Here is a 19,459-nt window from a genome sequence, read left to right as displayed (position 1 = left end):
GAACATTTCGAAGCGATTGAAAGCGGATGTTATCTGACGACTGATCATTTTCGAACATCCTATGTTCGAATTCGAATCTGGTCAACGTGAATCTGTATTCGAACGAACTTGTTTGGGGTTTTCCCGATGGACAGGTGAAAACCGGGTGCGAGACGGTGGCCGGGGAGCACGTGCGGAATGCCCGCAGGGCGGGCGCGGGCGAGGTTGACGCGATAGAACGACGTGAAGCGCGCGCCGCAGGGGCGTGACAACCCTGATGAAAATTTATTTTTTTCCTTGCGACAGATTGTGTAAATTGATTTTCATCTACCTTGCAACGACCCTTCGCATGACGCCTCTCGTTCCGCACGATGCCAGTCAGGATGAACCCGCGATCGCCGAGCGCATCGCGTCGGCGATGCCGTTGATGACCCCGATCCACCGTCGCATGGGCGAGTTCGTGCTCGCGAACCCGTTTCGCGCGGCGACGATGCGCATCGACGAACTCGCGCAAGCGGTGAATGCTTCGGTCGCGACCGCGAATCGCTTTGCGAAAGCGCTCGGCTTCGACGGCTATCCGGCGATGCGCGCAGCGCTCGTGCGCGGCTTCGAGGCGACGCTCGGCCCGGTCGAGCGGCTGCGTTCCGCGCAGGAGCAGGAGTCGGGCGTGCGTGGCGCCGCGTGGATCGACGCGGTGTTCGACCAGGCTGTCGCGAACATCGAGAACACGCGTGCGCAGCTGGATGCGAGCGACGTCGAAGCGGTCGTCGAGGCGATCGTCGGCGCGCGGCGCGTGCTGATTCTCGGCGCAGGTTCGAGTGCGTTTCTCACCGGGCTGATGGAACACGGGCTGTCGGTGTGCCACGACAACGTGCAGTCGCTCGCGCTGCTGGGCGGCCCGTCGCACGCGGCGCGGCGCCTGTATACGGCCGACTCGCGCGATCTCGTGATCGCGCTCGCGTTTCCACGCTACGTGAAGGACACGATCGAACTCGCACGCCGGGCAGCCGCACGCGGCGCGCGGGTACTCGGCATCACCGACGGGCCCGATTCGCCGCTGGCGCCGATCGCGTCGCTGAAGCTGTACGTGAAGGCCGAGCGGCGTTTCGCGGCGACGTCGGAGGCGGCCGTGCTGACGATGATCGAGGCGCTGATCGACGCGGTCGCGCTGCGCACGCACCGTTCCGCGAAGTCGGCCGCCGAAATGACCGAATTCCTGTTGCCCTGGCTGATTCAGCCTCAAGCGGCGCAACCGGCCGCCAAACCTTCTTCCACTGGTCCGAAAAAATCATGACTTCACCCGCGATCGTCGCGATTCACGGCGGTGCAGGCACGATCCTGCGCGATGCAATGGATACCGACACCGAACGCCAGTACCGCGCCGAGCTGACCGCAATCCTGGAGGCCGCGCAGAAGGTGCTCGCCGACGGCGGCAGCGCGCTCGACGCCGTCACCGTCGCGGTGCGGATGCTCGAGGACTGTCCGCTGTTCAACGCCGGGCGCGGCGCCGTGTACACGGCCGAAGGCAAGCACGAACTCGACGCGGCCGTGATGGACGGCGCGACGCTCGCGGCCGGCGCGATCTGCTGCGCGACGCGCGTGCGCAACCCGGTGCTCGCCGCGCGGCGCGTGATGGAGGCGAGCGAGCACGTGCTGTTCGCCGGCGCGGGCGCCGACGCGTTCGCGGCTGCGCAGGGGCTCGACGTCGTCGAACCCGGCTACTTCGATACCGAAGCGCGGCACGCGCAGTGGGTGAAGGCGCGTGCGGCAGCCGGCACGATGCTCGACCACGACGCGGCGAGTTTTACGTTCGGCGGGGCTGGGGCTGCACAACCGGCCGAGCCGCTCGATCCGGACCGCAAGCACGGCACGGTCGGCGCGGTCGCGTGCGACATGCACGGCCATGTCGCGGCGGCGACGTCGACGGGCGGCATCACGAACAAGCAGCCCGGGCGCGTCGGCGATTCGCCGATCATCGGCGCGGGCTGCTACGCGGACGACGCGACCTGCGCGGTATCCGCGACGGGCACCGGCGAGATGTTCATCCGGCTCGCGACCGCGCATGACGTGGCCGCGCAGATCGCGTATCGCGGCGCGTCGCTCGCCGACGCCGCGCACGACGTCGTGATGAACAAGCTGCCGCGCCTGGCCGGCCGCGGCGGGATCATCGCGGTCGATGCGCACGGCAACGTCGCGCTGCCGTTCAACACGGAAGGGATGTATCGCGGCTACGCGCGCGTCGGCGAGACGCCCGTGGTCGGCATCTACCGCGACGATGCGGCCTGATTGCGGATCGCACGAGGAGACCTTCGCATGACTTCGAGCCGTAACCCGTCCGGACTGGTGCTGCCCGAGCAGCGCGTCGTTGCCGTCGACGACCTGTCGGTGATGTTCCGCCGCGAAGGCGCGACGTTCGATGCGGTGCGTAACGTGTCGTTTCACGTCGATCGCGGCGAGACGCTCGCGATCGTCGGCGAATCGGGCTCGGGCAAGTCGGTCACGTCGCTCGCGCTGATGCGGCTCGTCGAGCACGGCGGTGGCGAGATCACGAGCGGGCGCATCGCACTGCGTCGCCGCGGCGGCGCGCTCGTCGACCTCGCGCAGGCGAGCGCGGCGGCGATGCGCGGCATTCGCGGCGCGGACGTCGCGATGATTTTCCAGGAGCCGATGACGTCGCTGAACCCGGTGTTTACGGTCGGCGACCAGATCAGCGAGGCGATCGCGCTGCACCAGTCGAAGAGCGCGACCCAAGCGCGCGCCGAAGCATTGCGGCTGCTCGACCTCGTGCGCATCCCGGAAGCGCGCCGCGTGTTCGCGCGCTATCCGCACCAGTTGTCCGGCGGGATGCGCCAGCGCGTGATGATCGCGATGGCGCTGTCGTGCCGGCCCGCGCTGCTGATTGCCGACGAACCGACGACCGCGCTCGACGTGACGATCCAGGCGCAGATCCTGCAACTGATTCGCGGGCTGCAGGACGAAATGAACATGGGCGTGATCTTCATCACGCACGACATGGGCGTGGTCGCCGAAGTGGCCGACCGCGTGCTCGTGATGTATCGCGGCGAGAAGGTCGAGGAAGGCGAGTCCGACCGGCTCTTCGCGGCGCCTGCGCATCGCTACACGCGCGCGCTGCTCGCGGCCGTGCCGCGGCTCGGCTCGATGCAGGGCACCGACGCGCCCGAGAAATTCCCGCTGCTGAAGGTGGACGGCACGAACGCGGTCGCACCTGCACCGGCTGCGAACGACGCCGCTGCGCAGCCGCACGTCGATCCGGCCGCGCCGCCGATCCTGCGCGTGCGCGATCTCGTCACGCGGTTTCCGGTGAAGAGCGGCGTGTTCGGCCGCGTGTCGCAGTACGTGCATGCGGTCGAGCGCGTGAGCTTCGAGTTGCGCGCGGGCGAGACGCTCGCGCTCGTCGGCGAATCGGGCTGCGGCAAGTCGACGACCGGCCGCTCGCTGCTGCGCCTCGTCGAATCGCAGAGCGGCTCGATCGAGTTCGACGGCCGCGACATCAGCGCGCTGAAGGGCGCCGATCTGCAAGCGTTGCGCCGGAACATCCAGTTCATCTTCCAGGATCCGTTTGCGTCGTTGAACCCGCGCCTGACCGTCGGGTTCTCGATCATGGAGCCGCTGCTGGTGCATGGCGTCGCGAGCGGCCGCGAAGCGCAGGCGCGTGTCGACTGGCTGCTGGAGAAGGTCGGCCTGCCGCCGGAGGCCGCGCGCCGCTATCCGCACGAATTCTCGGGCGGCCAGCGCCAGCGGATCGCGATTGCCCGCGCGCTCGCGCTGAATCCGAAGGTCGTGATCGCCGACGAATCGGTGTCCGCGCTCGACGTGTCGGTGCAGGCGCAGATCGTCAACCTGATGCTCGACCTGCAGCGCGAGCTTGGCGTCGCGTATCTGTTCATCTCGCACGACATGGCCGTGGTCGAGCGCATCAGCCATCGCGTCGCGGTGATGTATCTCGGCCAGATCGTCGAGATCGGCCCGCGCCGCGCGGTGTTCGAAGCGCCGCAGCATCCGTACACGAAGAAGCTGATGAGCGCGGTGCCGGTGGCCGACCCCGCTCGCCGGCACGCACCGCGCCAGCTCGCGGCGGACGAGATTCCGAGCCCGATCCGCGCGGTGGGCGACGAGCCGACCGTCGCGCCGCTCGTCGCGGTCGGCCCCGATCACTACGTCGCCACGCATCGCGTCGGCGGTGCGTATTGAGCACCGGGTAACGCCGGACCCGTCGTGTCGCGCGACGCTTCGGCAAGGAGCGCGCGCCATGCAGTACGCAGTCGAAACCGAAACCGAAACGCCCGTGAGGCGTCACCGATCCAACAGGAGCCCAGCAAAATGAACAAGCAGCATCCGTTCCCGATGTTTCGTCCGCGCGCATGCTTCGCCGCGCTCGCCGGCGCGATCGCGCTGACGGTCGCACTGCCGGCGTTCGCGCAGCAGACCGCGGTGATGGCAGTGGATTCGACGTTCACGACGATGGACCCGTACGACGCGAACGACACGGTGTCGCAGGCCGTCGTCAAATCGTTCTACCAGGGGCTGTTCGGCTTCGACAAGGACATGAAGCTCGTCAACGTGCTCGCGACGAGCTACGAGGCCAGCCCCGACGCGAAGACCTACACGATCAAGCTGCGCCAGGGCGTGAAATTCCACGATGGCACCGACTTCAACGCGGCGGCCGTGAAGGCGAACTTCGACCGCGTGACCGATCCGGCGAACCACCTGAAGCGCTACAACATGTTCCGCGTGATCGAGAAGACCGAAGTGGTCGATCCGTACACGGTGAAGATCACGCTGCGCGAACCGTTCTCGGCGCTCATCAACACGCTCGCGCACCCGTCGGCCGTGATGATCTCGCCGGCCGCGCTGAAGAAGTGGGGGCGCGACATCGCGCTGCATCCGGTCGGCACCGGGCCGTTCGAGTTCGTCGAATGGAAGCAGACCGACGACCTGAAGGTGAAGAAGTTCGCCGGCTACTGGAAGAAGGGCTATCCGAAGATCGACGCGATCGACTGGAAGCCGGTGGTCGACAACAACACGCGCGCGGCGCTGATGAAGACGGGCGAAGCCGATTTCGCGTTCCGCATTCCGTTCGAGCAGGCGGCCGACCTGAAGGGCAACGCGAAGGTCGACGTCATCGAGCGGCCGTCGATCGTGCAGCGCTACGTGTCGCTGAACACGCTGCAAAAGCCGTTCGACAACCCGAAGGTGCGCCAGGCGCTGAACTATGCGGTGAACAAGGAAGCGCTCGCGAAGGTGGCGTTCTCCGGTTTCGCGACGCCGGCCACCGGCGTGGTGCCGCAGGGCGTCGACTATGCGACCAAGCTCGGCCCGTGGCCGTACGACCCGGCGAAGGCGCGCGCGCTGCTGAAGGAGGCCGGCTATCCGAACGGCTTCGAGACGACGCTGTGGTCCGCGTATAACAACTCGACGTCGCAGAAGGCGATCCAGTTCGTGCAGCAGCAACTCGCGCAGGTCGGCGTGAAGGTGCAGGTGCAGGCGCTGGAAGCCGGCGAGCGCGTCGCGAAGGTCGAGAGCGCGCCGGATCCGGCGAAGGCGCCGGTGCGGATGTACTACATCGGCTGGTCGTCGTCGACGGGCGAAGCGAACTGGGCGATCACACCGCTGCTCGCGAGCGCATCGGCGCCGCCGAAGCTCGTCAACACCGCGTACTACAAGAACGACGCGGTGGACGGCGATCTCGCGAAGGCACTCGAGACGGTCGACCGCGCGAAGAAGACCGAGCTGTATGCCGACGCGCAGAAGCAGATCTGGACCGACGCGCCGTGGATCTTCCTCGTGCAGGAGAAGATCGTCTATGCGCGCAGCAAGCGTTTGCAGGGCGCGTATGTGATGCCGGACGGCTCGTTCAACTTCGACGAAATCTCGCTGAAATGACGGCGATTCGCCCGCCATGCCGTGCCGGCGGCGCAAGCTGCCGGCACGCTGATTCGACCGGTGCTGCCCCATGCTGAATTTTCTCGCCAAACGCCTGTTCGGCCTGCTGCCCACGCTCGCGATCGTCGCGGTGCTGGTGTTCCTGTTCGTGCACCTGCTGCCGGGCGACCCGGCGCGGCTCGCGGCCGGCCCCGAAGCCGACGATGCGACGGTCGCGCTGGTGCGTGCCGATCTCGGGCTCGACCGGCCGCTGCCCGCGCAGTTCGCGAACTTCTTCGTGAAGATCGCGCACGGTGATTTCGGGATGTCGACGCGCAGCAAGCGGCCGGTGTCGACCGAGATCGGCGAGCGCTTCATGCCGACGCTGCTGCTCACGCTCGTCAGCATGGTGTGGGCGACGCTGTTCGGGATGGCGATCGGGATCGCGTCGGCGGTGTGGCGCAACCGCTGGCCCGACCGCGTCGGGATGACGATCGCGGTGTCGGGCATCTCGTTTCCCGCGTTCGCGCTCGGCATGCTGCTGATGGAAATCTTCTCGGTGAAGCTCGGCTGGCTGCCGGTCGTGCCGGACGGCACGTGGAAGAGCTACGTGCTGCCGTCGCTGACGCTCGGCGCGGCGGTCGCGGCCGTGATGGCGCGCTTCACGCGCGCGTCGTTCGTCGAGGTGCTCAACGAGGACTTCGTGCGCACCGCGCGTGCGAAGGGCGTGCGCGAGCCGATGGTCGTGCTCAAGCACTGCCTGCGCAACGCGATGATCCCGGTCGTCACGATGATGGGGCTGCAGTTCGGCTTCCTGCTCGGCGGCTCGATCGTCGTCGAGGTCGTGTTCAACTGGCCGGGGCTCGGGCGCCTGCTGGTCGACTCGGTGACGATGCGCGACTACCCGGTGATCCAGGCGATCGTGCTGCTGTTCTCGCTCGAGTTCATCCTGATCAACCTGACCGTCGACGTGCTGTATGCGGTCATCAACCCGACCATCCGGTTCAAGTGAGGCCCGCTTGACGTCCTCGCCCGACTAAAAGCGGGCGATTCCCACACCTGGCGATGCACGTCCGCATCGGAGAATGTTCAACGCAGCATTGGTATCACGATCATGCACGACACGACAGCCACTGCAGGCCCACTCTCTTATTCGCAGTCCCGCGATACCTCTCGGCCGCGTCGTGCTGTCTTTCGAGCCGCACGACGAACAGGACTGGGTAGAACCGCTTTCGTCCACTTCCTCGAACGTGGCTCCGTGCGCCATCGCCTTGTAGCGGAGCTTGTTTCGGAAGGACGACCAGGATGCGTCGTAGACGCTCTTCGCCATCCTGGTTCTGGCGAGTTTGGCGGCCGACACGTTGCCGACCGCGATGTAATCGAAGCGCCGCACCAGATCGAGCGCGAGCTTGTGCTGGAAATCTGCTCGGGCGTTCGCCACCTTCGCGTGCAGCTTCGCGATATGCCGCTTGTGCTTGCGTGCTCGCTGCGCTTTCGCCAGCTTTTCCGCCGCTTGCCGGCCGAACCGATCATTGGGCAACTTCTCGCCCGTCGAAAGTGTGGCGAAGTCTTTCAGGCCGAGATCGATGCCGACACCGGAACGGATCGGGCGAGCTTGAACATCGGGCACCTCGATCACGATGTTCAAGAACCAATTGCCACGCGCATCCTGCGCAAAGTTGGTTCCGTCCTTGATCTTACCGTCAGGAAGCGGCCGGCTATTGAACACGCGGAAGGCGTTGCCGGCGAAACGGAATGCGTTGCCTTCACGCTTCAGGTCGCGGCCCTTAAGTGGCACCCAGCCCAGCGATTTCCTGCCGCGATAGCGCAGGTAAGAGCGTCGGTGTTGGCTGCGCGACTTCGCGTATTGCTCGCACGTCGCGTTGATCGTGCCGGAGTGGATGCCGAGCGCCTTGCTGCTCCCCGTCGTCAGCACGTTCAAGTCGAAACCCGTCGGCCACTTCTTGCTCCACTTGAGCGCGTGCTTCTGCGTGTCATTGCAGAAGTTCCAGACGTAGTTCACCGCACGGCTCTGCTGGTTGAGCAGTCCGTTGAGCGACTTCACGCGGTAGCGGTAGACAAGGATCATGCAGGTGATCCTAACTCGTGGAAGAAGCTGCCTGTCAACTGCGTTCCTTTCCTTCCCGCCATCAATGGCGGGGTTTCTCGGAGCTACTGATGAACGCGACTGTCCAGCCCGCGGCGCCGGCCGCATCGGCGGCGATCCGCACGCCGTGGCGCGAATTCTGGCGCAAGTTCCGCAAGCAGACCGTCGCGCTGGTCGCGGCCGGCTTCGTGCTCGCGCTCGTCGTCCTGGCGTTCGTCGGCCCGCACATCGTGCCGTTCGATCCGGAAAACTACTTCGACTACGACGCACTGAACGCGGGGCCGTCGGCCGTGCACTGGTTCGGCGTCGATTCGCTCGGCCGCGACATCTTCAGCCGGATCATCGCCGGCACGCGCATCTCGCTCGCGGCCGGGTTCTTCTCGGTCGCGCTCGGCGCGCTCATCGGCACGTTCTTCGGGCTGCTCGCAGGCTACTACGAAGGCTGGTGGGACCGCATCACGATGCGCGTGGCCGACGTGCTGTTCGCATTCCCGGGGATCCTGCTCGCGATCGGCGTGGTCGCGATCCTCGGCAACGGGATGGTCAACGTGATCTGCGCGGTCGCGATCTTCAGCATCCCGGCGTTCGCGCGGCTCGTGCGCGGCAACACGCTGATGCTCAAGCACATGACCTACGTCGAGGCCGCGCGCAGCATCGGCGCGTCCGACTGGACGATCATCATGCGGCACATCCTGCCGGGCACGGTGTCGTCGGTCGTCGTCTACTTCACGATGCGGATCGGCACGTCGATCATCACGGCCGCGAGCCTGTCGTTCCTCGGGCTCGGCGCGCAGCCGCCGATGCCGGAGTGGGGCGCGATGCTCAACGAGGCGCGCGCGGACATGGTGACCGCGCCGCACATCGCGATCTTCCCGAGTCTCGCGATCTTCCTGACGGTGCTCGCGTTCAACCTGCTCGGCGACGGGCTGCGCGACGCGCTCGATCCGAAGCTGGAGCGTCGCTGATGGGCGCGGTTTCGATGTGGACACAGACGTTGCCGGCCGGGCCGCGCGGCACGATCGCCGACGTGCCGGGCGTGAGCGTCGGCCATGCCACGCTCGACGCGGGCGGCGTGCAGACGGGCGTCACCGTCGTGAAGCCGCATCCGGGCGACCTGTATCGCAGCAAGGTGCCGGCCGGCGCGGCCGTGATCAACGGTTTCGGCAAGAGCGTCGGGCTCGTGCAGGTCGACGAACTCGGCACGCTCGACACGCCGATCGCGCTGACCAACACGTTCGGCGTCGGCACCGTTGCGCACGCACAGATTCGCGCGGCCATCGCCGCGAATCCGCAGATCGGCCGCGACTGGTCGACGGTCAATCCGCTCGTGTTCGAGTGCAACGACGGGTATCTGAACGACATCCAGGCGTTCGCGGTGACGGCCGCGCATTACGACGATGCGTGCCGCACGGCCGCGCGCGATTTCGCGCGCGGTGCGGTGGGCGCCGGGCGCGGGATGTCGTGTTTCGACCTGAAGGGCGGGATCGGCTCGGCATCGCGCGTGGCCGTCGCGGCCGGTCGGCCGTACACGGTCGGCGCGCTCGTGCTCGCGAATTTCGGCCGGCTGCCGATGCTCATGCTCGGCGGCGTGCCGGTCGGGCGCATCGTTGCGCAACGACGCGCCGAGGCGGCTGCGCATGCAGCACCGCCCGAGCAAGGCTCGATCATCCTGCTGCTCGCGACCGATGCGCCGCTCGATGCGCGGCAGCTGTCGCGGCTCGCACGCCGCGCGGGCGCGGGACTGGCCCGCACCGGTTCGGTCTACGGACACGGCAGCGGCGATATCGCACTGGCATTCTCGACCGCGTACACCGTCGCGCACGATGCATCGACCGTCGCGCTGCCGGCCCTCGTGGCCGACGCGGCGCTCGATCCGCTGTTCATGGCCGCGGCCGAAAGCGTCGAGCATGCGATCGCCGACGCGCTGCTGCAGGCCGTGACCGTTGCCGGGCGCGACGGTCACGTGCGGCAATCGCTGCGCGACGCGGTGCCCGATCTCGAGCGCCTGTTCAACGAAGGCAACGCAAGCAACGAAGGACGTTCGACCCAGTCATGAAAATCCTGATCTCGACCGACATCGAAGGCGTCGCCGGCGTGTTCGCCGCCGAGCAGACGCGTGCCGGCAATCCGGAATACGAACGCGCACGGCGCTGGATGACCGCCGAGGCGAACGCGGCGATCGAAGGCGCGTTCGCGGGCGGCGCGCAGGCCGTGTGGGTCAACGACTCGCACGGCGGCTTCCGCAACCTGCTGCCCGACGGGCTCGATGCCCGCGCGCGCGTCGTGCTTGGCAAGCCGCGCCCGCTCGGGATGATGGCCGGCCTCGAACAGCAGCCCGACCTCGTATTCATGATCGGCTTTCACGCGAAATCGCAGACGCGCGGCGTGCTCGCGCATACGATCAACAGCTTCGCGTTCACGCAGGTGTGGCTGAACGGCGTCGAGCTCGGCGAAGCCGGGCTGTATGGCGCGCTGGCCCGCGAATACGGTGCGCACGTCGCGCTGGCGTCGGGCGACGACGTGTTCGCCGAGGAAACGCAGCCGCTGTTTCCGGACGCGCGTTTCGAGACGGTCAAGACGGCCGGCGGCGCATCGAGCGGCGATACGCTCACGCCGGCCGCGTCGTGCGTGCGCATCGCGACCGCCGCACGCGAAACGGTCGCGCACGCGCTGTCGGCCGGCCGGCGCGCCGGCGCGCATCGGCCCGCGCCGGCCATGTGCACGCTGCGCGTGCAGACGGCCGCGCTCGCCGACCTGTTCTGCGTGCTGCCGTCGATCGAACGGACCGATGCGGTGACGTTGCGCTTCGACGGGCCTTCGGTCGAACATGTGGTGCGCACGCTGAACAGCCTGTCGGCGATGTCGTTCATGCTGCGCTGATGCGGGCCGCCGCCATGCTGCCTGCGCGCCGCGCGTCGTCAGTGCCGGGCGACAGGGCTTGCCGTCGCCGCGAGCAGGAACGCTTCGATCGCCGCGGCCAGCGCGAGCGGCGTCTCGTTCATCGGATAGTGGCCCGCATTGCGCAGTACGTCGACGGTGGCGAGCGGATAGCGCCGCAGGTAGGTGCGGGCCATCAGCGCCGCGTCGAACGCCGCATCGTGCTCGCCGATCAGTACCTTCACCGGATGGGCGCCCGCGATCTCGTCGCTGAAATCCGTATCGGCCCACGCACGGAAGTACGCGCCGAACGCCGGCGGCGACGAGCGGGCTGCCGAATACGCGGCTTTCCACTCGACCCAGGCGGCGGGTAGCCGGCCGCCGGTGCTGCGATCGATAATGGTCCGTCGATCGGCGACGTGGCTGGCGGCACGCTCGAATAGCGCGCGTTTCTCCGCGTCGAACGGCAGGCCGCCGGAAGGCACGGGCGTGATCTGCACCAGCGCGCGCACGCGCTCGGGGGCCATGACGGCGACTTTCTCGGTCGCCATCGCGCCCATCGAGTGGCCGACGAGGCTGAAGGTCGCGAAGTCGAGCGCGTCGGCCAGCGCGAGCGCGTCGGCGGCGATCTCGTCGATCGTGTAATGGCCCGCTGCGTCGCGCATGCGGCCGTAACCTCGGTAGTCCATGAAGACATAGCTGAAGTGCTCGCGCGACAGCCATGCTTCGACGGGTTCGAACGCGTGGGCGTCGCCGAACCAGCCGGGCAGGACAAGAACAGGGTGGGGGCCTTCCCCCACGCGATGAAACGTATTCGGCATGTTCGCTCCGATGCAGTGGTCATGCGGCCGATCTGGCCGACGGGTCTTGCGGCCGTCAGGTCGCGCAAGGGTGGAGCGAATCGTAGATCGGGCGAAAGCGGCCCGCCTTCGATATCGGGTCAATGATGATGGAATTCGGGCCGTGAGAAATACGCTGCTAGATCCCTACGAACAGATTCCCCGGAGCGTGGTGGTGACCGCCAACGACTATGCGGCGGGAACAACGTTTCCCGAGCACGCGCACGGGCGCGGGCAATTCGCGTTCGCGTCGCGCGGCACGATCAGCGTGTCGACGCCGCACGGGCGCTGGCTGGTACCGCCGCAGCGCGCGTGCTGGGTGCCGGCCGGCGTGCGGCACGAAATGACGATGACCGGGCCGGTCACGATGCTCAACACGTTCGTGTCCGGCGAGGCCGCGCTGGAGGCGGGGCTGCCCGAGCAGTGCGGCGTATATGGCGTATCGGCGCTGTTGCGCCAGCTGATCGACGACGCGATCGACCTGCCGGCGATGTACGACGTCGACGGCCGGGCCGGCAAGCTGATGGCGCTGCTGGTCGCGGAAATCGCGACGATGCCGCGCCTGTCGCTGCATGCGCCGCTGCCGGCCGATGCACGTCTCGCGAAGGTCTGCCGCCATCTGCTGGCGTCGCCGTCGATCGCGGCCGATCTCGACAAGGTGGCGGCCGATGCGGGCGTTAGCCGGCGCACCTTCACACGGCTGTTTCGTGCGCAGACCGGCGTGAGTTTCGCCGCGTGGCGTCAACAGGTGTGCATGCTCGCGGCGATTACCCGCCTGAGCGACGGGCAGCCGGTGACGCGCGTCGCATTCGATCTCGGCTATGCGAGCGCGAGCGCGTTTACGTCCGCGTTTCGGCGCATCCTGGGCGATACGCCGAGCCGGTATCTGGAGATTCGCCGGTAGCCGGAGCGGCGGCGATGGCGCGACTTTTCCGCGCGCGAAAAAAACGCGCCTGCCGGATTCGGTCAGACGCGCTTAAAGGCACTCGGTCAGAAAAAATGCGCGAACAGCCTGCTGGCGTGTCGCGCATTGCTCGGGGGATTGTTGCCTGTTTCGATTCAATTCCGTTGGTGTGTTGCAGATAGCCAAGCATACGCCGCGTAACGCGCAAACGATATCGTGTGCGCTGCACAATTGATGTGCTGTCGCAGCATGCGTTTGAATCGCCTGTTCGAGATCGGGGGCAGAAGGTGTCAACGGAAGGCTGCGACAGCCGCGATCGGGCATGTCGCGACGCAGCATCGAATGATGGCGCCGTCCAACGAAAAACCGCCGCATGATGCGATGCCAGTCGGTATCGCGCCACGCGGCGGTTCGATGCAAGGCCGGCCTGCGCCGGCGCGTGCGGTTGCGTGCCGGTTCGAGCGTTACACGTCGAAGAACACGGTTTCTTCGGGGCCCTGCATGCGGATGTCGAAGCGGTACACGACGGGGCGGCCCGGCTGCGCATCGCGCTTGGCGACGAGCGTCGCGCGGCGCTCGGCCGGCACCTCGTTCAGCACCGGATCGGCCGCGTTCGCCGCGGCTTCGTCGTCGAAATACACGCGGGTGAACGCGTGCGTCAGGATCCCGCGCATCATCACGGTCACGTTGATGTGCGGTGCTTCGTCCGCGGCGATGCGGCCCGGCTTCACCGTCTCGACGACGAAACGCTGCTGCGGATCGGTGCCCGTGCCGACGCGCGCGAAGCCCGTGAAGCCGGACTTCGCGATGTCGTCGCGCGATGCCGGGTAGCGGCCCGCGCTGTCCACCTGCGTGAATTCGAGCACGGCGTCGCCGACGATGTTGCCGTCACCGTCGAACACCTGGCCGATCAGCAGCACGTGCTCGCCTTCGGCGTGCGATGCGGCGATCGTCGGCGTGAACAGGCTCTTCAGGTCGTAATCGTATTGCTGCGGGCACAGGCCGTAAGCGAAGTACGGGCCGACCGTCTGCGAAGGGGTTTGCTTCAGCGTCGTCATGGTTCAGCGCTCCATCGGGGTGGCGTCGCGGCCGCGCAGCACGATGTCGAATTCGTAGCCGAGCGCATAGCCTTCTTCGGTGATGTCCATCGAGAAGCGCGAGATGAGGCGATCGCGCGCGGCCTCGGGCGTGCCCTGGAAGATCGGGTCGTACGCGAGCAGCGGGTCGCCGGGGAAGTACATCTGCGTGACGAGGCGCGAGCCGAAGTAGTCGCCGAACAGCGAGAAGTGGATGTGATTCGGGCGCCACGCGTTCGGATGGTTGCCCCACGGATACGCGCCGGGCTTGATCGTCAGGAAGCGGTAGCGGCCTTCGTCGTCGGTCAGGCAGCGGCCTGCACCGAGGAAGTTCGGGTCGAGCGGTGTGTCGTGCTGGTCGACCTTGTGCACGTAGCGGCCGGCTGCGTTCGCCTGCCACACCTCGACCAGCGTGTTGCGCACCGGCTTGCCGCCTTCGTCGAGCACGCGGCCCGTGACGACCATGCGCTCGCCGAGCGGCTCGCCGTTCTTCACGGCGTTCTTCGTCAGGTCGTGGTCGAGCGCGCCGAGATCTTCCGCACCGTAGACGGGGGCGTACTGGTCGCGCAGCTTTTCCTTCAGCGGGATCATCGGGCGGGTCGGGCCGCGCTTCACCGACGAACGGTACTCGGGGTGGACATACGCGGGGTGCGACGGCCAGTCGCGCGGCGTGAGGATCGTGGGGGAATCCATCGGGCGTCTCCTGATAGGTATTTCGCGAAGTGGATGGCAGGACTTTAGCCAATCCGGAAAGTTATGCAAAATGACCTTTTTTCGCGAATCGCATAACCGTTCGTTATGTTCGGCCGCGCCAATGAAAATCCGCCGGACAGGAAGCCTGTCCGGCGGAAAAAGCGATCGGGCTTCGCGTCGTCGGTGACGACCCCGTGCACGGCCCTCCAGCCAGCCCGTCGCTGTTTTTTGATATGTCGTTATTGTTGTTATCCGGTCTCCCCGAGCGTGCCCGTGTTGCGTCGTTACCGGCAGCCGGAATCGAACACGATCCCGTCGAATTCGAGCGCCAGCGTGCCGCTGCGCAGCAGCGCGGCCGGTGTCGCGGCCTGCCCGGCGCCGAGCACGTCGGTCACGTAGTTCGCGCAGAACCCGCGTGGCGACAGCAGGGTGAAGCGGTGGCGAAGCAGCATGTCGATCCGCTGTTCGGCCGCCGCGTGCACGTCGCGTTGCGCTTCGACGGTCGGTGCCGCGATCCGGCGTGCCAGTGCGATGCGTGCGCCGTCGGCGCGGGCGACGAAGCGCGACAGCGGCGTGAGCTTCGTTCGCGCAAACGCGGGCTCGGCGATCAGCGGCTCGTCACCCGACGTATCGACGACGATCCCGAACCGGTTGGCCCACGCGCCCGCGCTGCCTGCCGCATCGCGGGACGAGCCGGCCACGCGGATGAACACGAGGTCGCCGACGTGTGCGCCGGCGGCCAGCGTGCGTGCCGTGGCGAGCGGCAGCATCCGATCGGTGTCGCGGGCATCGCGCGAGGCGGGGTGATGCGGGGCCAAGTCGGCGGTTTCGGTTCGGGTGGTCATTGCAGCTCCGTCGTTGTGTGACAGGACGGAGCGGATTATGCAGACAAGTATCCAAAAGTGCTTGCCTGGATAGGTCGGTAGCCTAATATCCGACCTTGAGCATCATTTTTCGATACCAACATGACCGAAACCGCCCAACTCATCGAAACGCTGAAGCGCCAGTTGAAGGCGCAGGGAATGACTTATCGCGACGTCGCGCGTGCGCTGGACGTGTCCGAAACCAGCGTGAAGCGGCTGTTCGCGAGCGGCCGCTTTACGCTGGAGCGCGTCGCGGAGATCGCGCAACTGCTCGGCTATACGCTTGCCGAGCTCGTGCAGGAGGCGTCCGCGTCCGCGCCGCGGCTGAGGGTGCTGACCGAGCCGCAGGAGGCGCTGCTCGTGTCGGACGAGAAGCTGCTGCTCGTCGCCGTCTGCGCGATCAATTACTGGACCGTGCAGGACATCGTGGCGGCCTATAGCTTGACGCAGGCCGAGTGCGTGAAATACCTGCTGATGCTCGACCGGATGAACGTGATCGCGCTGCTGCCGGGCGACCGGATTCGCGTGCGTGTCGCGCGCGATTTCGACTGGTTGCCGGGCGGCCCGATCCGCCGCTACTTCCATGCGCACGTGCTCGACGATTTTCTCGGCAGCCGCTTCGATGGCCCGGGCGAGACGATGACGTTCTCGCAGGGGATGCTGACCGAGGCGGCTGCCGCGGAACTGGAGCAGGAACTGCGGCGGCTGAGCAGCAAGGCGGCGGCGCTGCACGCGGAGTCGTCGTCCGCGCCGCTCGGACAAAAGCACGGGACGGCCCTGCTGATCGCGAAGCGGGTCTGGGAGCCGACCGGCTTTCACGCGTTGCGGCGTCCTGCCTGACGTAGCCGCCGAATGCTTGGGACTATCCGGAAAGTTATGCAAAATGGCATTTCATCGACCTCCGTATAACCGCCCGTTATGAATAACCGAATCGCCGACGGCCGCGTCAAATTCCGGCACCTGCAGTGCTTTCTCGCGGTCGCGCAACTGGGCGGCGTGCAGAAGGCGGCCGAAAGCCTGTCGATCACGCAGCCGGCCGTGTCGAAGACGATCGCCGAACTCGAGTCGATCCTCGGCGTGAAGCTGTTCGAGCGCGGGCGACACGGCGCGCAGCCGACCCGTGAGGCGCAACTGTTCATGCCGCATGCGAACGCGTGCGTGCTGGCGCTGCGGCAGGGCGTCGGCTTGCTGTCGCGCGAGGGCGGGGCCGCCGCCGCGACGCTGGAAATCGGCATGCTGCCGACGGTTGCCGCGTCGCTCGCGCCCGCGCTGATGAAGGCGCTGGCCGCACGCTGGCCGCGCATCGTCGTGCGGATCGCGACGGCCGCGAATGCCGAGTTACTGGAGCGCCTGAAGGCGGGCGCGCTCGAATGCGCGATCGGGCGCCTGTCGGAACCGGAGCGGATGATCGGGCTCGCATTCGAGCAGCTGTACAACGAGCCGCTCGTCGCGGTCGTGCGCGCCGGGCATCCGCTGCTGGCCAGCGCCGCACCGGCCGGCGAACTCGCGCGCTATCCGGTCGTGCTGCCGCCGTTCGGTACGTTGATCCGGCAGTCGGCCGAACAACTGCTCGGCGCGTGCGGCGCGCCGCCGCTGGATTCGTTCATCGAGGTGCTGTCGGTGTCGGTCGCGCGCGCGCTCGCGCTCGAGAACGATGCGGTCTGGTTCGTGCCACTCTATGCGGCGGAATACGACCTGACGGCCGGTGCGCTCGCGCGTCTCGCGTTGCCGGCCGCGGGGACCGACGAACCGGTCGGCCTCGTGCTGCGCACCGATGCACAGCCGTCGCCGGTTGCGCGGACGCTGATCGACGCCGTGCGTGAAATCGCACAGGCGCGGTTCGGCGATGCGCGCGCGCCGCGCACGCCGCGCGGTGTGCGCAAGCCGGCTCGCCGCGCGCGTTGAGACGCGGTGATGTCCGGCGCCGGGCCGGCCCGCCACGCGTGGGCCGGCAGCATGCTGCTCACGGCTTTTTGCTGGCCATTCGGTCAGTAGCGGGCCGCGTCGTGCTTGGCATACCGTATCGTTTTTGGTACGATTTCTGTCAAGACGATGACGAGACAGCAGATTCAGGTCACGCTCGGCGTGCACTTCTTTCGCACGGCGTGCGGCAACGAGCCGGTGCGTGAATGGCTCAAGCGGCTCGGGCAAATCGAGCGCAGGGTGATCGGTGAAGAGATCAAGACCGTTCAACTCGGCTGGCCGCTCGGCATGCCGTTGGTGCGGAAAATGTCGAGGGATCTATGGGAGATCCGCGTGACGTTGCCGCAACGAAGCGCGCGCGTGCTGTTCACGGTCGTCGGCGACACGATGGTCCTGCTGCACGCGTTCTTCAAGCAGTCGCAGGCAACACCGTCCGACGATCTCGACGTGACCGTCGCCCGGCTGAAAGCGCTGACGCGCGCCATCTGAATTCACGGCTTGTGCCGGCGCGTACCGTCGCCGCCGTCAGCCGGCCACGCGATGCATTGGAGTACCTCATGACGACCACGAACCATCCGCATATCGGCAGCGATTTCGATACCTTCCTCGACGAGGACGGCCATCTCGAAGCCGCCACCGCCACCGCGATCAAGCGCGTGATCGCGTGGCAGATCGCGCAGGAAATGAAGGCGCAGCACATCACGAAAACGGCCATGGCCGCGCGGATGAAAACCAGCCGCGCCGCGCTCAACCGGCTGCTCGACGAAACCGATACGAGTCTTACGCTCGCGACGCTCGCGAGCGCGGCCACCGCACTCGGCAAGCGGCTCAGCTTCGAACTGGTGCCAGCCTGATGCACCACGTCACGTGCACGCCGCACCGCTGCGCAGCCGGCGCGCGATGAACGCGCGAGCGCTTGACCGGCGCGTCGTCGCGATCGCACGCACGATCGCCGGCGGGCGGGGGCGCCGGTGCCGTCAATTGCGCCGGCCGGCCATCCGCAGATAAAGCAGCGCACCGCCCGCGAGCAGCAGCGGGCACAGCAAATACCATCCCGTCGTCAGGAACAGCCCGGCCACGGCGACCAGCGACACCCACGCGCAGCGATATGCGATGCTGCCGCGAGGTAACAGCTTCAGCGCGGCGGCCGCACCGAGCCCGTACACCATCACGAAGCACCCGGACGTGACCAGCACGAGCGGTTTCGGCCCGACGTCCGAGATCGTCGTCGCGGCCAGTGCGACGGCCGCGAGCAACGCAATCACGCCGAGGCTGTGACGCGGCACGCCACCGACCTGGCTGCCGTGCGCGAGCCACGCGGGCAGCGCGCCGTCGCGGCCGAGCGCTGCGCCGAGCTTGGCCGCGCCCGCGAAATACGCATTCATCGTGCCGAGCGTGAGCAGCAGCGCGGCCGCGGCCGCCAGCACCTGCGCGTGACCGCCGATGCCGCCCGCGATCAGTTCCGCGAGCGGCGCACCCGATGCGCCGGCCGATGGCCCGAGCACCGCGACACTCGCGACGGCGACCGACAGATACAGCAGGCCGACGACCACGACCGCGATGCCGGCCGAGCGCGGCATGTCGTGCGCGGGCCGGCGAAATTCCGCGGCGAGGTGTGTGATCGCTTCCCAGCCCGCGAAGCTCCACACGAGCAACGCGGCGGCCTGGCCGACCGCGAGCCAGCCGTGCGGCGCGAACGGATGCAGGTTCGCCGCGCGCGCATGCGGCGCGGACGCGAGCACGGCGGCGAGCAGCAGCGTGACGAGCAGCGCCGACAACACGAGCTGCATGCGACCCGATACGGTGACGCCGAACGCATTGGCGGCCGAGACCGCGGCGATCAGCGCGGCGGCCGTGACGATGACCGTCGTGTGGCCGCCGCCCGTGACGGCCGCGACGTAGGCGCCGCCGAACATCGCGGCGGCGGGCGCGCCGGCCGGCACCGCGAAATAGAAGCACCAGCCGACGATCGCCGCGGCCTTCGGCCCGAACGCGCGCCGCGCATAGGTCGAGACGCCGCCGGCGTCGGGGTAGCGCGCGCCGAGTGCGGCGAAGGTGGCCGCGAGCGGCCCCGACAGCACGACGAGCGCGGCCCACGCGAGCAGCGAAGCCGGGCCCGCGACTTCGGCGGCGAGCGCGGGCAGTGCAATGACGCCGGTGCCGAGCACCGCGCCGATATACAACGCAGCGCCCTGGAAAATGGTCAGCGAGCCCGCGTGATGAACGGCGGGCGAATCGGCATGCGACGGCATGAAGGGAAATCTCCGGAAGGCGTGTGTCGGGCCGGCAGGCCCGTACGTCGAATCGTTCGATGC

19 protein-coding genes are annotated in these 19,459 nt (G+C 67.5%); 13 read left to right on the top strand and 6 right to left on the bottom strand.

Annotated elements, in window-relative coordinates; all coding sequences use genetic code 11:
- Positions 1 to 328: 328 nt before the first annotated feature.
- The 5 genes from BX604_RS19855 to gsiC all read left to right on the top strand — a co-directional run bounded on the left by BX604_RS19855 (position 329) and on the right by gsiC (position 6,874).
- Positions 329 to 1,273: a MurR/RpiR family transcriptional regulator gene (locus BX604_RS19855; RefSeq protein ID WP_098552299.1), complete on the top strand. Its 945-nt coding sequence runs from the start codon at positions 329 to 331 to the stop codon at positions 1,271 to 1,273.
- On the top strand, positions 1,270 to 2,265 hold the full coding sequence (locus BX604_RS19850) for an isoaspartyl peptidase/L-asparaginase family protein (RefSeq protein ID WP_098552298.1): 996 nt from the start codon (positions 1,270 to 1,272) through the stop codon (positions 2,263 to 2,265). Before BX604_RS19855 ends, BX604_RS19850 begins: the two co-directional genes overlap by 4 nt.
- Positions 2,266 to 2,292: 27 nt before the next feature.
- Entirely contained in the window at positions 2,293 to 4,191 is a 1,899-nt protein-coding gene (locus tag BX604_RS39910) for a dipeptide ABC transporter ATP-binding protein (RefSeq protein WP_098552297.1), read from the top strand.
- 129 nt (positions 4,192 to 4,320) lie between these two features.
- Positions 4,321 to 5,883: a glutathione ABC transporter substrate-binding protein GsiB gene (gene gsiB, locus BX604_RS19840; protein ID WP_098552296.1), complete on the top strand. Its 1,563-nt coding sequence runs from the start codon at positions 4,321 to 4,323 to the stop codon at positions 5,881 to 5,883.
- A 70-nt stretch (positions 5,884 to 5,953) separates the two neighbouring features.
- Positions 5,954 to 6,874: a glutathione ABC transporter permease GsiC gene (gsiC, locus tag BX604_RS19835; RefSeq protein ID WP_098552295.1), complete on the top strand. Its 921-nt coding sequence runs from the start codon at positions 5,954 to 5,956 to the stop codon at positions 6,872 to 6,874.
- Between the two features lie 24 nt (positions 6,875 to 6,898).
- Here gsiC and BX604_RS19830 read toward each other — a convergent pair whose 3' ends face one another.
- Positions 6,899 to 7,951: an RNA-guided endonuclease InsQ/TnpB family protein gene (locus BX604_RS19830; protein ID WP_098552294.1), complete on the bottom strand. Its 1,053-nt coding sequence runs from the start codon at positions 7,949 to 7,951 to the stop codon at positions 6,899 to 6,901.
- Between the two features lie 89 nt (positions 7,952 to 8,040).
- Here BX604_RS19830 and gsiD point away from each other — a divergent pair, with 89 nt between their 5' ends.
- From gsiD to BX604_RS19815, 3 genes are read left to right on the top strand one after another with little or no spacing between them, the layout of a single operon-like run.
- Entirely contained in the window at positions 8,041 to 8,934 is an 894-nt protein-coding gene (gene gsiD, locus BX604_RS19825) for a glutathione ABC transporter permease GsiD (protein ID WP_098552293.1), read from the top strand.
- A complete protein-coding gene (locus tag BX604_RS19820) occupies positions 8,934 to 10,025 on the top strand; it encodes a DmpA family aminopeptidase (protein ID WP_098552292.1) in 1,092 nt (363 codons plus the stop codon). The genes gsiD and BX604_RS19820 overlap by 1 nt, the downstream gene beginning before the upstream one ends.
- Complete coding sequence (locus BX604_RS19815) at positions 10,022 to 10,849, top strand: M55 family metallopeptidase (protein ID WP_098552291.1); 828 nt, start codon at positions 10,022 to 10,024, stop codon at positions 10,847 to 10,849. Before BX604_RS19820 ends, BX604_RS19815 begins: the two co-directional genes overlap by 4 nt.
- 38 nt (positions 10,850 to 10,887) lie before the next feature.
- Here BX604_RS19815 and BX604_RS19810 read toward each other — a convergent pair whose 3' ends face one another.
- The gene (locus tag BX604_RS19810) at positions 10,888 to 11,667 is read right to left on the bottom strand and encodes an alpha/beta fold hydrolase (protein WP_098552290.1); all 780 of its coding nucleotides are present in this window, start codon (positions 11,665 to 11,667) and stop codon (positions 10,888 to 10,890) included.
- Between the two features lie 142 nt (positions 11,668 to 11,809).
- Between BX604_RS19810 and BX604_RS19805 the strand changes: the two genes are divergently transcribed.
- Positions 11,810 to 12,589, top strand: coding sequence for an AraC family transcriptional regulator (locus BX604_RS19805; protein ID WP_098552289.1), 780 nt, complete (start codon positions 11,810 to 11,812; stop codon positions 12,587 to 12,589).
- Positions 12,590 to 13,053: 464 nt separating this feature from the next.
- On the opposite strand, the gene pcaG is transcribed toward BX604_RS19805, so the two are convergent.
- From pcaG to BX604_RS19790, 3 genes are all read right to left on the bottom strand, one after another.
- A complete protein-coding gene (gene pcaG, locus BX604_RS19800; RefSeq protein WP_096499042.1) occupies positions 13,054 to 13,647 on the bottom strand; it encodes a protocatechuate 3,4-dioxygenase subunit alpha in 594 nt (197 codons plus the stop codon).
- 3 nt (positions 13,648 to 13,650) lie between these two features.
- Positions 13,651 to 14,358: a protocatechuate 3,4-dioxygenase subunit beta gene (gene pcaH, locus BX604_RS19795; protein WP_098552288.1), complete on the bottom strand. Its 708-nt coding sequence runs from the start codon at positions 14,356 to 14,358 to the stop codon at positions 13,651 to 13,653.
- A 284-nt stretch (positions 14,359 to 14,642) separates the two neighbouring features.
- The gene (locus BX604_RS19790; RefSeq protein WP_098552287.1) at positions 14,643 to 15,203 is read right to left on the bottom strand and encodes a YiiX/YebB-like N1pC/P60 family cysteine hydrolase; all 561 of its coding nucleotides are present in this window, start codon (positions 15,201 to 15,203) and stop codon (positions 14,643 to 14,645) included.
- 120 nt (positions 15,204 to 15,323) lie between these two features.
- Here BX604_RS19790 and BX604_RS19785 point away from each other — a divergent pair, with 120 nt between their 5' ends.
- The 4 genes from BX604_RS19785 (at position 15,324) to BX604_RS19770 (ending at position 17,998) form a co-directional block, all read left to right on the top strand.
- Positions 15,324 to 16,061 (top strand): helix-turn-helix domain-containing protein, encoded by a 738-nt coding sequence (locus BX604_RS19785; protein WP_098552286.1) that lies wholly within the window; start codon positions 15,324 to 15,326, stop codon positions 16,059 to 16,061.
- Between the two features lie 78 nt (positions 16,062 to 16,139).
- A complete protein-coding gene (gene pcaQ / locus BX604_RS19780) occupies positions 16,140 to 17,126 on the top strand; it encodes a pca operon transcription factor PcaQ (RefSeq protein WP_098552285.1) in 987 nt (328 codons plus the stop codon).
- Positions 17,127 to 17,273: 147 nt separating this feature from the next.
- Positions 17,274 to 17,633: a type II toxin-antitoxin system RelE/ParE family toxin gene (locus BX604_RS19775; protein ID WP_098552284.1), complete on the top strand. Its 360-nt coding sequence runs from the start codon at positions 17,274 to 17,276 to the stop codon at positions 17,631 to 17,633.
- 68 nt (positions 17,634 to 17,701) lie between these two features.
- Positions 17,702 to 17,998, top strand: a complete 297-nt coding sequence (locus BX604_RS19770; RefSeq protein WP_098552973.1) for an XRE family transcriptional regulator — start codon at positions 17,702 to 17,704, stop codon at positions 17,996 to 17,998.
- 123 nt (positions 17,999 to 18,121) lie between these two features.
- Here the strand turns inward: BX604_RS19770 and BX604_RS19765 are convergent, their stop codons facing one another.
- A complete protein-coding gene (locus tag BX604_RS19765; RefSeq protein WP_098552283.1) occupies positions 18,122 to 19,396 on the bottom strand; it encodes an APC family permease in 1,275 nt (424 codons plus the stop codon).
- Between the last annotated feature and the right edge of the window lie 63 nt (positions 19,397 to 19,459).

It is taken from the genome of Burkholderia sp. JKS000303 (genome assembly GCF_002563755.1).
Lineage (GTDB): Bacteria > Pseudomonadota > Gammaproteobacteria > Burkholderiales > Burkholderiaceae > Burkholderia > Burkholderia anthina_B.
The sequence above is the reverse complement of the archived record's forward strand: the minus strand, read 5'-3'. Positions and strand labels throughout refer to the sequence as shown.

What these genes read in the sequence shown, in the direction of transcription:
- BX604_RS19855 (WP_098552299.1), top strand. Translation starts at nt 329, where the DNA reads ATGACGCCTCTCGTTCCGCACGATGCCAGTCAGGATGAACCCGCGATC.
- BX604_RS19850 (WP_098552298.1), top strand. Translation starts at nt 1,270, where the DNA reads ATGACTTCACCCGCGATCGTCGCGATTCACGGCGGTGCAGGCACGATC.
- BX604_RS39910 (WP_098552297.1), top strand. Translation starts at nt 2,293, where the DNA reads ATGACTTCGAGCCGTAACCCGTCCGGACTGGTGCTGCCCGAGCAGCGC.
- gsiB (WP_098552296.1), top strand. Translation starts at nt 4,321, where the DNA reads ATGAACAAGCAGCATCCGTTCCCGATGTTTCGTCCGCGCGCATGCTTC.
- gsiC (WP_098552295.1), top strand. Translation starts at nt 5,954, where the DNA reads ATGCTGAATTTTCTCGCCAAACGCCTGTTCGGCCTGCTGCCCACGCTC.
- BX604_RS19830 (WP_098552294.1), bottom strand. Translation starts at nt 7,951, where the DNA reads ATGATCCTTGTCTACCGCTACCGCGTGAAGTCGCTCAACGGACTGCTC.
- gsiD (WP_098552293.1), top strand. Translation starts at nt 8,041, where the DNA reads ATGAACGCGACTGTCCAGCCCGCGGCGCCGGCCGCATCGGCGGCGATC.
- BX604_RS19820 (WP_098552292.1), top strand. Translation starts at nt 8,934, where the DNA reads ATGGGCGCGGTTTCGATGTGGACACAGACGTTGCCGGCCGGGCCGCGC.
- BX604_RS19815 (WP_098552291.1), top strand. Translation starts at nt 10,022, where the DNA reads ATGAAAATCCTGATCTCGACCGACATCGAAGGCGTCGCCGGCGTGTTC.
- BX604_RS19810 (WP_098552290.1), bottom strand. Translation starts at nt 11,667, where the DNA reads ATGCCGAATACGTTTCATCGCGTGGGGGAAGGCCCCCACCCTGTTCTT.
- pcaG (WP_096499042.1), bottom strand. Translation starts at nt 13,647, where the DNA reads ATGACGACGCTGAAGCAAACCCCTTCGCAGACGGTCGGCCCGTACTTC.
- pcaH (WP_098552288.1), bottom strand. Translation starts at nt 14,358, where the DNA reads ATGGATTCCCCCACGATCCTCACGCCGCGCGACTGGCCGTCGCACCCC.
- BX604_RS19790 (WP_098552287.1), bottom strand. Translation starts at nt 15,203, where the DNA reads ATGACCACCCGAACCGAAACCGCCGACTTGGCCCCGCATCACCCCGCC.
- BX604_RS19785 (WP_098552286.1), top strand. Translation starts at nt 15,324, where the DNA reads ATGACCGAAACCGCCCAACTCATCGAAACGCTGAAGCGCCAGTTGAAG.
- pcaQ (WP_098552285.1), top strand. Translation starts at nt 16,140, where the DNA reads ATGAATAACCGAATCGCCGACGGCCGCGTCAAATTCCGGCACCTGCAG.
- BX604_RS19775 (WP_098552284.1), top strand. Translation starts at nt 17,274, where the DNA reads ATGACGAGACAGCAGATTCAGGTCACGCTCGGCGTGCACTTCTTTCGC.
- BX604_RS19770 (WP_098552973.1), top strand. Translation starts at nt 17,702, where the DNA reads ATGACGACCACGAACCATCCGCATATCGGCAGCGATTTCGATACCTTC.
- BX604_RS19765 (WP_098552283.1), bottom strand. Translation starts at nt 19,396, where the DNA reads ATGCCGTCGCATGCCGATTCGCCCGCCGTTCATCACGCGGGCTCGCTG.